The organism is Alteromonas sp. MTD1 (assembly GCF_042848195.1).
Lineage (GTDB): Bacteria > Pseudomonadota > Gammaproteobacteria > Enterobacterales > Alteromonadaceae > Alteromonas.
On the sequence record NZ_BTGG01000011.1, the window covers coordinates 146,242 to 160,735 of the forward strand.

Below are 14,494 nucleotides of genomic sequence, written 5' to 3' on the forward strand. Positions count from 1 at the left end.
TATCCAAATAAACAGTATAAATGATAATTGTTATCATTTATATTTACACAACTTTCTTTTTTCTATACACTCCCCGCCCTCACACACTGGGGAAAAACAATGAACAACAAAAAGTTAAGTATGGGCGCACACACTATTGCTGCTGCGCTTGCTTTTGGTCACACCGCGGTTTTAGCGCAAGATAACACCGACGTTTGCAATGATAAGACATCAGCTGAGTGCGCTGCGCCTTCTGATGACGCTATTGAACTTATTCGTATTCATGGCGTTCAGCAGTCAATTTATCGCTACGACAAATCCGGCGACCCAAGACGTTTAGCCGACCTTGTTGATACACCACAAACCATTACTGTTCTTACTCAAGATCAAATTCAAGAAAGTGGCAGAACTGATCTTGAAGATATTCTGCAAGCACAAGCAGGCGTTACCCTTGGAACGGGCGAGAATGGTAATGCTTTTGGTGATCGATACATTATTCGTGGTCATGAAGCACGCAGCGACGTGTTTGTGGATGGACTACGAGATCCTGGAATGACAACACGTGAAAGTTTTGCAACCGAGCGTGTGGAAATAACCAAAGGGCCAAGCTCAACTTTTGCTGGGCGAGGATCTTCAGGCGGTGCGGTTAACTCAATTACGAAGAAGGCATCTACAGCCTATAATTTTGGACGCGTTGACGCAGCAATAGGTACCGACGAACACAATCGCTTTACTGTTGACTTAAATAAAACCCTTACTGAAACAAGTGCAGTTCGTTTAAACGGCCTTTATTCTTCAGAAGACAAACCTGGCCGTGAAGGCATTGAGCGAGACCGCGAAGGTGTTCAATTATCATACGTAAACCAGCCAACTGACCGTTTATCATTTACTGGTGATATCTATTACCTTAATGCTGAAGATAAACCTGATTTGGGCAGCTACTACGACAGAGACGCAGGATATCCACTTAAAGATATTCCTGTGTACGCACAAGATGAGGATTTCCTTAACTCAGAAGTGATCACATTTACGCTTCGTACCGAGTATGACATCAGTGATAACCTTCGTTTTTATAACGCCACGCGCGTAGGAAAAACCGAAAACGAATATATTACTACAGGCATGCGTGGAACAAACCGAGATGCCACAGACCCAATTGCACCTGGTGCTTACACACTATCACTTAGCACGCATCAAGGTTGGCAAGATGTAGAGTACGTTACATCGCAGTTTAACCTGTTTTGGGATACAGCATTTTTAGGGTTAGACCACCGTCTAGTATTCGGTTTTGAATATACAGATGAGTCTGTAGACAACGGCGTATTTAGTGTTGAGAACAACAACCCAACAAATTGTCTTGTTGGAGGACGACGCGGTGTTTCTTCAAGCTACTGTATTTTAGATGCTGAGGGTAATGCAGTAGACAACATAGGAGCGTTGATGGGAAGAACGTTTACGCGCGGTAACGTCGATGCACAATATGATATCGAAACGTACTCTTGGTACGTAATGGACACATTCGCGCTTACTGAAAAGCTTGATATGTTCTTTGGTCTACGCGCAGATAGCTATGACTATACCAATGCAACATCGGGGCGTGGTGGAGAGCAGCTTTTTGCCTTTGAAGACGACCTGTACAACGGCCATTTGGGTCTTGTTTACTCGTTATCAGAACACGGCAACCTTTATGCATCATACAGCACAGCCACTAATATTAATGGCGGTGAGTCAGACTTAGGTGCCAACTGTGGTTATGGCGGTTTGTGTGGAACACCAGAACAAGCAGCACAGGCTGACCCAGAGCAGGTAGAAAATATTGAAATTGGAACAAAGTGGTCGTTGTTTAACGAGAAACTTGTAGCCAATGCAGCCATTTTCCGAATCACTAAAAGCGATGTTCATGAAAGTGTTGGCGATTCATATTCAACCCTTGGCACGTTGAACACAGGTGAAAACCGCGTTGAAGGTATTGAGTTTGGTCTAAGTGGCGATATAACGGACAAATTTAGTATTCAGGCTTCAGCAGCCTTTATGGATTCAGAAGTCTTAAAGTCATATAACGACAGTAATTTAGGGTTGGCATTGAGTAACTTTGCAGATGAAAGTTTTTACATTCAAATGCGTTATCAGCCTAACGAAAAGTTTGCCTTCGGTGGTGATTATAGTTATCAATCTGAAATGTTTGGCGGACAACCCGACACGGCAGCAGGTTTTAATACCGATACAAATGAATACTCTATAGTCGTTCCAGATTATGACGTTGTGAATTTATTTGCTAACTATTATTACTCAGACGCCCTCACCTTCCGCGTAAACGTAGGTAACCTGTTTGATAAAGAATACTGGACTGCAGCATATCGTTCTGGCTCATTTATGTATATTGGTGATGGTCGCAACATCACTGGTACGCTTAGCTACGAATTTTAATTGCTCATAAACACAAAAGAGAAGTGCTGAAAAATGATCGTTATTCCTGATTTGCTAACACCACATGAAGTTGCAGAGTTTCGTCGTCACCTTGCCGACGTACCGTTTAGTGATGGTAAAGAAACTGCGATGGGTATGGCTGCTAGTGTCAAGAATAACGGTCAAGCAGATGCCAATGATAAACGCGTTCAGCAGCTCGCTAACGCGTTATTAAGTAAACTAGGGGCACATCCGCAGGTCGTTTCTGCCGCGTTACCCCAACGTATTTTCCCACCCTGTTTTAACCGGTACAGTCAGTCACAGACCTATGGCTATCACGTTGATGCGGCAATCATGCGTATTCCAAATACACCCGATGTTCTTCGTAGCGACATGTCCATGACTGTCTTCCTATCCGAAAAAGAAGAATACGAAGGCGGTGAATTGGTAATACAAACAGGCTTTGGTGAGCAATGCATAAAATGTGATGCTGGTAGTGCCATATTGTATCCATCATCAAGCCTACATAAGGTGACGCCTGTTACCAAAGGCGAGCGTATTGCTGCTATTACATGGATGCAAAGCATGGTTGGTGACCAGCAAATTCGTGAAACGCTCTATCAATTAGACCAAGTTATTCAATCTTTACTGAGCAGTGACACAGCATCACGAGAGCAGCTTGATAAACTGCATCACGTGTATCATAACCTTATTAGAAAATTTACCAACGTATAGGCAATACAATAGCTTCCCGTCTACAGCAATTATTGGTGCCGGTAAACTAAACCTAGTATTGTTTTGCAATGAAATTATTGCGCGAATGATAAGGTCTTTATTAGTAATCTAAGGTAGTCTTAAACGTAACGCCTATCATGTAAAGGAACAAAGTTCGCGTTTAAGACGTTAACTGTGTTGGTACTATGAAAACCTTTTTAATTGCTGCTTCATTGTTTTTCTCTTCTGGGCTATTGGCAAACGATAGTGCACCTACCTACAAATTTGATATTGCGCTAACCGACAGCAACGCTAATTTAGTCAGCAATGGCGTATTTATTTTCGAGCCGTTATTCGATGTTGAAGCCAACATGCTTCCTCACCAGCCGCCGGCTGTAATGAACCAAATTGACAAGCAATTCGTGCCACATGTTTTAGTAGTGAATACGGGAACTGATATAACCTTTCCAAATGCAGATAACCTGTTTCACCACGTATATTCGTTTTCTCCCACAAAGCAGTTCGAACTTAAACTATATAAAGAATTTACCGCCGAGCCTCTTACGTTTGATGCGCCAGGAATCGTGGATATTGGCTGTAACATTCACGATTGGATGTTGGGCTACATCATAGTGTCAGACTCTCCTTTCTTCGTGAAAACCGAAGAAAGTGGCACTGCCTCATTAAAACTGCCAAAAGGCGACTACAAGTTGCGGTTCTGGCACCCAGAGGCAAACGGTGATGACGTTTTCCCAGACAAGACAATAACCGTTAACGACAATACCGCCGTGTCGTGGCAGATAAATGCAGTCATAACAAGTGACGATGGTTTTGATTCAGGTTTTGGCGACTATTGATGAATAAGGCTAAGCTGAAACGCACATATCAAATAGCTAACCTGCTGCTGGCAACGGTACTGACCGCGGCTTCTTACAACGCCTATGCAAATACTGAAGTGCTAATTCGCACTTCATTTACTGCCCAAGAAAACAGTGACAGTTTTCAGCAGATGGGGCGCAGTCATCAGCGTTTCGACGGCGATGGCTTTCACCTCTCTCAAGCGGTGCTTTCTACCGAGCAGCGACTGTCTGATAGCTGGTCTGCAGCTGCCGTCATAAACGGCTACAGTGATGGTAAAAAGCGTTTTGGTTTTTCCCAAGCCTATCTAAAATATAGGCCGCTTACCGCTTCAACCATTAAACCTGAAGTAAAAATTGGTGCGTTCTATCCTGCTATTTCTGCTGAAAACACCGATATGGGGTGGCTCTCTCCTCACTTCTTAACGAATTCAGCCATTAACAGTTGGATTGGAGAAGAACTACGAACCGGTGGTGTGGAAGTAAGCTTGCGTCAAAATGGACGGCAAGTAAGAAGTAATTGGTCGTGGAAAATATTGGGCAGCCTATTTAAGGGCAACGATAGTACGGGCACCCTACTTTCGTGGCGTGGTTTTGCGCTGCATGATAGACAATCACTTTACGACGACAGAGTAAACTTTTTACCAACGCCGGGTATTGTAAGCGAAGAAGGCCTAAACGCCCCAGCATGGACCGACCCATTCAGAGAGATAGACGGTCGCTTTGGTTACTACGTTGGTGCTCATCTAGCCTACAAGCGCAGTGCCGAGTTGAAATACTACTACTACGACAATAACGCAGACCCTAATATTTTAGATCCGGACCGTATTTATGCGTGGCACACCCGCTTTCACTCGGTCACCCTTCGCTACAAATACAACACTGAATTAACCGTGTTTTCGCAGTTGTTAGTTGGCGACACTCTTATGGGTGAAAACATCGTTGATAACGACTTTAACAGTGCATATATAGCCGCTGCCTATGACATGGCACCTTATACCATCGCTGCTCGTGCAGACTGGTATCAAGTGAACGATAACGATGACTTTATGTATGACCCAAATGGCAGCAGAGGGCGCGCTTTCACCTTAAGCGCAGGGCGTAAAATAAACGACAACTTCTCGATAACCGGTGAATGGCAAGTAAACTCAGGTACCCAGCAAAACCTTCGCTTTTTTCAAAACAACGAACGTTTTACCGAACACCTTTTCCAGCTAGCGCTTACAGCGACTTTTTAGAAAGTTGAATTTGCCTTACATTAGCTTTCAGCAACCTCAATCAGATCGAAGGTGGCGGCATCGTCGCCTTTTACCAGCACTCGACACTGTCCCCAACTTTCTGGGATTGACCATATGTGGTCTTCGGCTACGGTAAATTTCTCGCGATGGGTTTCGCAGCGCACTTCTACAGTATCTAGGTCGCCTTGAATATTATTGAAGGCAAACTTGTTGCGTACTAATGTATGGAACCAGGCACCGCGCTGGTTTAGCTCTGCGGTTAGCTGAAGGTGTTGATCAGATGCTATATGCTCTTTAATTTGAGCTACAACAGGCATAATTTCATCTACGCGCGCTTGTTGCTCTTCCATGCCCTTAAGCGACTCGAACGATGCTAATGCATCGGCATATTGCCCGCGCTGTGCATCTAACACAATCATGCGTTGATAAACGTTTGCGATATAGTCTTCACTGAATACCATGTCGTTGTGCTGTTTGCTGCCGTTGCTTGATAATACGCGGCTTAGACTTTTTGCTTCGCGCTTTTCATCTTGTAATGCATTGGCTATTTGAGCATCTAAACTCAGCAACCAAGTGTTTTCATATCTGTTTAGCGAGTCCCAAGCATGTAGAGCTTTTACTGCCTGATCAGCAGCTTCAATATCGCCAGAGCGAAAGATTTCGTCTGCTTCTTTATACGCAATAATGAACTTTCTACGAGCTCCAGTTTGCCCGCCCATTTTAAAGTCCATTTGCACAAGCTGATGGCATTGCTGAGTGGGTTTGCCATCTTTCATGGCAGGTTCAAATTTCCATTGTTCTACCGCACTAAGTGCGCTGCGTTTAAAAGCACTGCTGCCAAAGTAATCGTCAATAACCGGGTCTTTTACGTTGCCCTGCTCATCTATAACGTAGCTTACGCGTACCCAGCCTTCTCTTCCGCGTCTTGCAGCCATCTTAGGGTAACGCGGATTCACTCGTTCAATGGTAACGGCAGGGGTAAACGCTGTAATACGTTTTACTTCATCTTTTTTGGCCGTTGCTAACGCTTTTTCTTCCGTTTCATCGCACGGCACGCTTAACTCCTGTGCCATTGTCCCCGAGCTTAACAGCACGGCGCACGCTGCAGTGGCAATAGCAACACGAGATGGCGAAAACAAGGTAGAAGCGCGTTTAGTACTAAGAAATATTTGAGATGTTTCAATCCGTGAGTTTTTCATTCTTTCAGTCCTTCATGAAAAGCTGGTATCGAACGTTTCTGCGAATATACAGGTGCACTTTTCTAGCTAGCCCGATACGAAATAGCGAACAATGTATGTGCAAACGCTAAGACTTTTTAGACGAATTTTCAAGCGAAGCATCGGGTACATTTTTCACCATCATTTGCTCTTTTCGCTTCATCATCATTTTAGCAAGTCTTCGCATACTTACCGTTGTGTCTTTCTCATCAACAATATCCACACCTAGTAAGCGCTCTAGCAAATCTTCTAACGTTAATACGCCTTCTAGACCGCCGTATTCGTCAACAACCAGCAACATGTGTACATGCTTATTGATAAAGTGCTCAAAGGTTACCGACAGCGGCATGGTGTTGAGTACCGTAATCATGTCTTTTGCATATTCGGAAAGCGGTTTGTCTGTATTCCCTCGTGCTTGCGCCACCAGCAAATCAGAGCGCATCACAAACCCCGTGATGTTTTCTGAATCATTATCTTCGTAAACGGGAATACGTGAAAATTCGATGCTGGCATGTTTATGGAAAAAGGCTTCTACGGTCATCGACTCGGCCACAGAGAAAAGCGCCGTGCGGTGTGTTATCGCATCTTTCACCTTGAGTTCGTGCAAGCTAAGCAAGCTTTGTAAGAATGCCGCTTCATGATTAGCTAATTGACCTTCCTGCCCCGACAACTCTGCCATCGCGTGTAGTTCGCTACGGCTAAGCCCCCTTAACGGACTGTCTTCTTTAAAGCCGCGTGTAAGTAGCTCAGACATTTTCACAAAAGGCTTAAGAATAAGTGAAAGGTATTTCAAAAAGTAAGCTGTTGCTGGCGCCAGCGAGCGCCAATAAGTTGCACCAAGCGTTTTAGGTATAATTTCAGAAAAAACCAAGATTAGCAGCGTCAGTACAGCCGAAATAACGCCTAAATATGCTTCACCAAATACCGAGGCGGCTTGCGCACCTGCACCGGCAGCGCCCATAGTGTGGGCAATGGTGTTAAGCGTTAAAATAGCCGATAGCGGCGTGTTGATGTTGTCGGTTTGCGCACGTAGCAGCGCGCCACTTGGCTTTTTTTCTTTCTCTAACACTGAAATGTACGCCGACGACACGCTTAAAATAACTGCCTCTGCAATAGAGCACAAAAACGAAAAGCCCAGTGCGATAAAGACATAAATGATGAGTAAAAGCATGTGTGTTCCAAGCAATCAATTGCAATGTTAACCAAGCGAATGTTTCCATTACCGCAAGGTGATTTGTGTTTTGGCGAAGGTCTATTATGAGTAACGTGCCGCGAGATACAAGCGAAGTGTTATATTAATTGTTACTAACTGCAACACGCTGAATGCGAATGCGGCTGATGACGACGCTCACGCCATTTTGCAACACCCAGCCGAACTATAAGCGCAGCTAAAATAAGGGCACATACGCCGTAAATAATTTGAACATTAGCGCCGTGCTGGTGCATATGACTTTCTGTTTTTATTAAACTTTCTAATGAGAATTGGGCGATTATATAGTTAAGCAGGTAACCAAAACCAACACTTGCTGTAATTACGCTAAATAAATACAAGCCTAACGTTTTTCCGCCCATTTCTTGGCGAATCATTCCCATAGTAGAGACATTCGTCGCTGGGCCTGCCATTAGAAACACTAATACTGCACCTGGCGACAAACCAGCCGCCAGAAACCCCACGGCTAATGGCGTAGAGGCGGTGGCGCAAATGTACATAGGAATACCGATAACAGCCATAACCAGCATAGCAACAATTCCGTCGCCCCATTGCGTTAAAAAGTCGGTAGGCACCCATGTTTTTATCGCCGCGGCTAGGGCTAGGCCAATTAATAGCCATACCACAATATCTTCTAGTAACTTGCCACTAGCATAGCTTACAACACGACGTGCTTTCGAGGGAGGTTCAGCATGATGACTATCATCACGAGTCAAAGTAGCCTCTTTATCGCAGCACGATGAGTGCGCATTATGAGAGTGTTCTTCTTTCGTCTTCTCTCGCTCTGCTGCTTTGGGCTCTACTGCTTCCTGTGACGTGCTGCTACAGCAGCTAGTATGTACATGTTCAGAATTCGGTGTGCTGTTATTTTCACCAGCGAACCACCTTACCATGGCACCAGCATAAATCGCGCTTACAATGGCAGCGATTGGTCTTACTATTGCAAACAAAGGGCCGAGTAATGCGTATGACACAGAGACACTGTCTACCCCAGTTTCAGGCGTAGACACTAAAAACGAAATGGTAGAAGGCTTCGATGCACCACTGCGACGTAAACCCAATGCAGCGGGAATAACACCGCATGAGCACAGTGGTAATGGAGCGCCAATAATAGCCGCTTTACTGATTGACGAAAAAGACTCGTTTCCCATGTGCTTTTCAAGAAACGATACCGGCACAAGCTCATGCATAACGCCCGCTACTAACAAACCTAGTAGTAACCATGGCGCAGACTCAATAAAGAGCGCAAGAAAGTTTTGGCCAAGTAAAAGGATATCCGTCATATAACCTCGTTTAGGGGCGCTTAGCCTTTTGGCAAACGGCCCATGGATAAAAGCGGTGAACTAATAAAGCTCAATACCTAGAATATACTAACAGAATTACTTCATTTTGAAAAAATCCGCGTAAAATATGAGCTTAAACGAAGCGAATTTAGCTTCGAGAGGTGGTAGCCGAAAGATACAAAAAAGGCCAGTACAGATGTACTGGCCTAAACGCTGACTGTCTCGATATAGGGTTTCAAATAACGAGGTCAACCATGAAAAGCCTCATTATTCGGTAGCACCTGCTTTCTCTTTCTTTAATTTCGACACTACCGAAATGGCTTCTAGCATCACCAATACTGACACTATCAACACCACCGCATCTAAAAATACCAGCAAGTAATTCGCTTCTAGGTAGTATTCTTTTAGCTTGATCACCCCTGCAAAAAAGGCCATTACAAGCACAAACACCATAGGAATAAGCGTGTATCTGGCAGGACGACCAAGTTTGATGAGCATGACAGAAATTACAAGTAAGGTAAGGCTTGCCAGAATCTGGTTTGTAGAGCCAAACAGAGGCCAAATGATCATACCGCCACTGCCTGAAGAACCACCAGCGCCAAAGGCAAGCAACAAACAGCAGCCCACTGCTACAAGCGTTGCGACAACACCATTTTTTAGCATGTTCAGCGAGTATATATCGCCCCATTCTTGAATTATGTAACGCTGTAAACGCACACCTGAGTCCATGGTAGTACCTGCGAACAACACTACCATAACCGCAAGAATAGTAGATGCGAAGTCGACAGGCAGCCCCCAGCCTTGTGCAATCAAGTTTGCGCCACCGGTAATAAACGCACCAACACTTCCTGCACCCAAGTGGCTATACACTTCATGCCACTCTTCTGGTGACGCTGCAAAAGCAACACCGCTTACTGCAACAATAGTTATAAGCGCAAGCGAGCCTTCGCCAATGGCGCCTAAGTAACCAACAAAACGGGCATCCGTTTCTTTATCTAGTTGCTTAGAGCTTGTGCCCGATGACACGATACCGTGGAAACCAGATACCGCACCACATGCAATGGTCACAAACAACAGTGGAATCAGGCTAGGCGTATCAACCGCGGTTTGTGTGTTAAAGGCAGGCGCTGTAATGTCGGGCAGTGCAAAAAATACTGCACCGTATAGCAAAAATAAGCCAACCAACAGCTGCATTCCGTTAATGAAATCGCGAGGCTGCAACAACATCCACACAGGAAGTAGTGAAGCAATAGCGGCATACACAAACAGTATAATTATCCAGTTCGCTTTATCGGCTAAACCAAACATGGTTTCAGGCAAGCTAAGTGGAATATAGCTACCCGCATACACGGAAGCATACAATACAAATATACCCACAATGCAAAGGGGGATTAGGCTAAAATTACGTTTTAATAATTGGCCGATAACAAGCGCTACGGCGATGGCGGTCCAAGCAGGGAATACAGCATTTGGCTGGGATACAAACGAGTTAGCTATTACAACGCCGAACACCGCATTGACCATAAGCAACACTAAGAACACCACAATCATAAACAGCGAGCGCGATCGTTTTCCAATGACGTTCTCAGACAGTGCTCCCATCGATTTACCTTTGTGTCGAGCACTAGCCCACAGGGCGCCCATATCATGAACGCCTGCAAATAAAATGGTACCAAATATCACCCAAAGTACGGCAGGGACCCACCCCCAATAAACCGCAATAGCAGGCCCTACAATAGGCGCAGCACCGGCAACTGACGTGAAATGGTGTCCCCACAAAACCACTTTGTTGGTAGGGACAAAATCAACACCGTCTCGTTGAGTGTGCGCCGGTGTTGCAAAGCTATCATCTAATTTAAATATACGGTTTGCGATGAACTTCGAATACACAAACCAACCAAGCATCATTCCAACAATGCCCAGTATTACAATGGCAATTGATTGCATACTGTTATCCTATTTTTGTATTTTCTTTAAACACTACACCAGTTTATAGCGCGTAAAGGTCATACCTGCAAAAGCTCAATACCTCAATAACTTGCGCAGTTTTTAGTATTTGCATGAGGGAGGCAATTTCAATTATTACGCAAGGCTTATAGACACCAGCATTAAACACCGATCACAACGAGTGCTTAACTAACGTCGCTAAGGTGAATAAAAACTCAGGTATATGAAAACTTAACTTAAGTTTTTCTAGGCGCGTATTTAAACATGTTGAGCCTTGTTGAAATAACGCATTAGACTAAAGTCTAAAGTCTAGAGTTGAGTGGAGTTTAACTAGGAGAGAACGAGTACGCAGTTTCACCATTTTGAGAAAAAAGAGGCGAGTTCTGCATAGGCTGATGCAGATTCAGGTGTTTCATACGCCACTAGATATTCCGCATGCGATAGCCCTTCGAACACCTCTAACTGAGTTTGTACACCAACCTCGCGTAGTTTGCGGTTAACGCGTACCGTATCGCTTAAAAACAAATCCCTTGTACCGCTAAGTAAAAATGTAGGTGGGAACCCTTCAAAGTTTCCGTAAAGGGGTGATACAGAAGAGTGATTTAAAGCGACTTTATTGGCATACAAGTTAGCTGCCGCTTTTAACACGCCGTCGTAAGTAATAAGTATTCGGTCAACACCTTCGTTGATATACAAACTGTCTCCCGTTTTTGTAAGGTCGGCCCAAGGCGTACCCGCATAGATGGCCACTGGCGTGGCGATGTTTTCATGCACCAAACGCTGCATAAGCCCAAGTACTAAACCGCCACCTGCGGACGTGCCGCCAACGAACATATTGTGAGCACCATGTGTTTCGAGCAACGCCGTATATACGGAAAATACGTCGTTTAACGCCGCTGGTGAAGGAGCATGAGGTGGCATCTGATAATCGACACTAATAACCTCTATACCTAAACGATGCGCAATTAAAATGCCCTCTTCAATACTAGGGAGACCCGCAAAAAACACATAGGCACCACCGTGCACATCTAAATAAATCTTACTCTTAAACTTATCTGACAAAGCGGCCGGCACTATTTTGCGCACCGTTATTCCATTAATGTTCATCATTTCAACATTAACGTTGTACTGCTTACGCATTTTCTTCACTTTTTTCTTTTGTTCTGTGTTTACAGAGTGAATTAGCGCTAGCCACGTCTCTTTGTCGGTTGGTGTACCGTCTAACGCTTGTTGCACCGTTGGAATACCAAACTGAATAATAGCGCGTTTTAGTTCATCGCTAACAGCAAGTGGAACTGGAATTTGGCGTTCTGTCATATCAGCCTCTGTCGCCCAAACGGCGGTAGAAATGAAACTTAACCACAACAATACAAAGCGTAAGCGCATACTGTACCTACTAATTAATGACTGTCGAATAGCCTAATACGCTACACTATTTTCACTTAAAGTCGTGAATTTTTCAGTATTTTTACTGTGACCAAACCGCACTGTGTAGTAAATTTATTTTGCAGCTTACTTGGTAAGGCTTTCACGCTTTTACCGACATTTTAAATTTGTGAAATGTCGAAAAACTAGTATTTAGATCAGGCGTGATACTAACGTGAGTTTGCTATGATTTTCACAATATACCCAAGTTATTAGGCATAAAAGACAATTCAAAATGCCGGGTGTAACAAATGGAATTCAAGGCACTTTTAATAAACATTTATAGGGAAATATTTTATGACTACGTTTTCGTTACGCCGCTTTTTTCTTGCGGTAGGTTTATCTGCAGTAAGTACCATTAGTGCTGCACAAGACGCATCTACTACATCGGTTTGGGAAGTCTCGAAAGACAGTGATACCGTGTATGTTGGCGGTACCATTCACATTCTCCCCATTTCTGAATTTCCATTACCCGCTGCTTTTACCGACACCTATGAAAAGAGCGACACCATTGTATTAGAAGCAGAATTACCTGACCCAACAGACATTGCTGCCCAACAAAGAATGATTGAAGCAATGGCCTACACCGGTGAAAGTAATTTAAAAGACAAGTTGTCTGAAGAAACCTTCAATGCGCTTAACCAATACCTTGGAATGTTTGGGGCTAACGCAGAGCAGCTTGCGCGCTTCAAGCCTGGTTTGGTGGCTACAATGCTGATAACAATGGAAGCACAACGCGTAAATATGGCTGGTGAAGGGGTAGATGCTTATTTCACACAGCTAGCGAAGCGCGACAATAAACCAAGGGAATACCTAGAAACCATCGACTTTCAGCTTAACATGCTTGCAAACATGGGGGTTGGTGAAGAAGAGCGCTTTATCTCTGAAACGCTTACCACATTGCCCGAATTCAAAGAAATAATGCAGGGCACAATATCCGCGTGGCGCGAGGGCGATAGCGAGACAATAGAAACACTGGTTATCGATACATTTAAACGTGAGTCTCCTTCTTCGTTTGATGATGTATTTACCAAGCGCAACCAAAATTGGTTACCACAAATTGAAGCCATGTTTGGCGACGACGACAGTGAGTTTGTATTAGTTGGCGCAGGTCACCTTGTTGGTGAAGGCAACGTTCTTGAACTGCTTAAAGCGAAGGGCTACATCGTAAAACAACTGTAGATGGGTGGAGCTTACTTCTAAAAAGCTGCTTTTTTATCAGGTAGCTTCAGGTAATTGGGCAAAAAAATGGGCCAACAGAAATCTGTTAGCCCTAACGTCCAGTTTACAATACACATTATCAATGTATTGGTCAGAATTAATACTGACATGTCTATACTTGTGTATATTTTTTGGCTTGCAAAGTGGTCTGTGACTAACAGCAAGGATCATGTGACAAAGGGGGCATGGTCACTCAACACGCGTAACGTTTAATACTCAGATAAACCGTAATTGATACTGAAGCGCATTTCAGCTGTATTATACTAAGACGTTGTAACAGAAATTTGATTTGCGCATGACTACAGTTGTTAAGAGAGCCCAGACTGGTTTTACATTAATAGAGCTTATTATTGTAATTGTACTGCTAGGTATACTAGCAGTAACTGCCGCACCGAAGTTTTTAAACTTACAGAAAGATGCTCAGCAAGGTGCTCTTGAGGGGCTAAGAGCTGCACTAACGTCAAGCGCGAACGTTGTTTATGCCAAGGCGCTTATCGAAGGTGCCACAGACAGTGCCGATACCACGTTAAATTCTGGTATTCGCGTTCGCCACGGCTATCCTTACGCCACCCAAATCAACTTAAAATTGGTCGCTGACTTCACTGAAGACGATTTCAAACATACAGGCTCGGCACCTGAGGTTATCGCTACCCTAGAAAGCGCCACCAGTCGGCTATCGAATGCCGAAATAAACGCAAGCGACGTTTGTAAGTTAACCTACCGTCACCCAAACCAAGGTGAACAACCTACCATTACTATTTCTGACTGCGAAAGTTAAAGCTATTGGGCAGCCATCGGTGTATTCCTCCCTCACACTAGAGTTTTACAGATGCCGCAGGGATGCGTACACGGCCTGTTTTCTTCCCTCCTCCCAACTTTCCTATTATGCCGATTAAGGAGGGAGTGAAGCCCCATCAAAAACTCTCCGCAGCAGGGACGCTGCTGCGAAGCCGCCAAGGATGGCTTAACGGCGTGTTTCCCCTCTCGCACTAGCTTT

11 protein-coding genes are annotated in these 14,494 nt (G+C 44.3%); 6 read left to right on the plus strand and 5 right to left on the minus strand.

Going from position 1 to position 14,494, the window contains the following annotated elements:
* Window positions 1–99 precede the first annotated feature (99 nt).
* The 4 genes from ACGHAV_RS15530 to ACGHAV_RS15545 all read left to right on the plus strand — a co-directional run bounded on the left by ACGHAV_RS15530 (window position 100) and on the right by ACGHAV_RS15545 (window position 5,194).
* Window positions 100–2,406 (plus strand): TonB-dependent receptor, encoded by a 2,307-nt coding sequence (locus tag ACGHAV_RS15530; RefSeq protein ID WP_390382634.1) that lies wholly within the window; start codon window positions 100–102, stop codon window positions 2,404–2,406.
* A gap of 33 nt (window positions 2,407–2,439) precedes the next feature.
* Window positions 2,440–3,120, plus strand: coding sequence for a Fe2+-dependent dioxygenase (locus ACGHAV_RS15535; RefSeq protein WP_390382637.1), 681 nt, complete (start codon window positions 2,440–2,442; stop codon window positions 3,118–3,120).
* Between the two features lie 185 nt (window positions 3,121–3,305).
* Window positions 3,306–3,956 carry a methylamine utilization protein gene (locus tag ACGHAV_RS15540; RefSeq protein WP_390382639.1) on the plus strand — a complete coding sequence of 217 codons (651 nt, stop codon included), beginning with the start codon at window positions 3,306–3,308 and terminating at the stop codon, window positions 3,954–3,956.
* Window positions 3,956–5,194: a hypothetical protein gene (locus ACGHAV_RS15545; protein WP_390382642.1), complete on the plus strand. Its 1,239-nt coding sequence runs from the start codon at window positions 3,956–3,958 to the stop codon at window positions 5,192–5,194. The genes ACGHAV_RS15540 and ACGHAV_RS15545 overlap by 1 nt, the downstream gene beginning before the upstream one ends.
* Before the next feature lie 20 nt (window positions 5,195–5,214).
* On the opposite strand, the gene ACGHAV_RS15550 is transcribed toward ACGHAV_RS15545, so the two are convergent.
* The 5 genes from ACGHAV_RS15550 to ACGHAV_RS15570 all read right to left on the minus strand — a co-directional run bounded on the left by ACGHAV_RS15550 (window position 5,215) and on the right by ACGHAV_RS15570 (window position 12,237).
* Window positions 5,215–6,393, minus strand: a complete 1,179-nt coding sequence (locus ACGHAV_RS15550; RefSeq protein WP_390382645.1) for an energy transducer TonB — start codon at window positions 6,391–6,393, stop codon at window positions 5,215–5,217.
* 106 nt (window positions 6,394–6,499) lie between these two features.
* Window positions 6,500–7,582 carry a CNNM domain-containing protein gene (locus tag ACGHAV_RS15555; protein WP_390382648.1) on the minus strand — a complete coding sequence of 361 codons (1,083 nt, stop codon included), beginning with the start codon at window positions 7,580–7,582 and terminating at the stop codon, window positions 6,500–6,502.
* Between the two features lie 134 nt (window positions 7,583–7,716).
* Window positions 7,717–8,904, minus strand: coding sequence for an SO_0444 family Cu/Zn efflux transporter (locus ACGHAV_RS15560; RefSeq protein ID WP_390382651.1), 1,188 nt, complete (start codon window positions 8,902–8,904; stop codon window positions 7,717–7,719).
* A 267-nt stretch (window positions 8,905–9,171) separates the two neighbouring features.
* A complete protein-coding gene (locus ACGHAV_RS15565) occupies window positions 9,172–10,851 on the minus strand; it encodes a carbon starvation protein A (RefSeq protein WP_390382654.1) in 1,680 nt (559 codons plus the stop codon).
* Between the two features lie 354 nt (window positions 10,852–11,205).
* Window positions 11,206–12,237 carry an alpha/beta hydrolase fold domain-containing protein gene (locus ACGHAV_RS15570; protein WP_390382657.1) on the minus strand — a complete coding sequence of 344 codons (1,032 nt, stop codon included), beginning with the start codon at window positions 12,235–12,237 and terminating at the stop codon, window positions 11,206–11,208.
* Between the two features lie 336 nt (window positions 12,238–12,573).
* On the opposite strand from ACGHAV_RS15570, the gene ACGHAV_RS15575 reads away from it, so the two are divergent.
* Together ACGHAV_RS15575 and ACGHAV_RS15580 are read left to right on the plus strand one after the other, a co-directional pair.
* Window positions 12,574–13,458, plus strand: a complete 885-nt coding sequence (locus tag ACGHAV_RS15575; RefSeq protein WP_390382660.1) for a TraB/GumN family protein — start codon at window positions 12,574–12,576, stop codon at window positions 13,456–13,458.
* Window positions 13,459–13,792: 334 nt separating this feature from the next.
* Window positions 13,793–14,275 (plus strand): type II secretion system protein, encoded by a 483-nt coding sequence (locus ACGHAV_RS15580; protein WP_390382663.1) that lies wholly within the window; start codon window positions 13,793–13,795, stop codon window positions 14,273–14,275.
* Window positions 14,276–14,494: the final 219 nt, after the last annotated feature.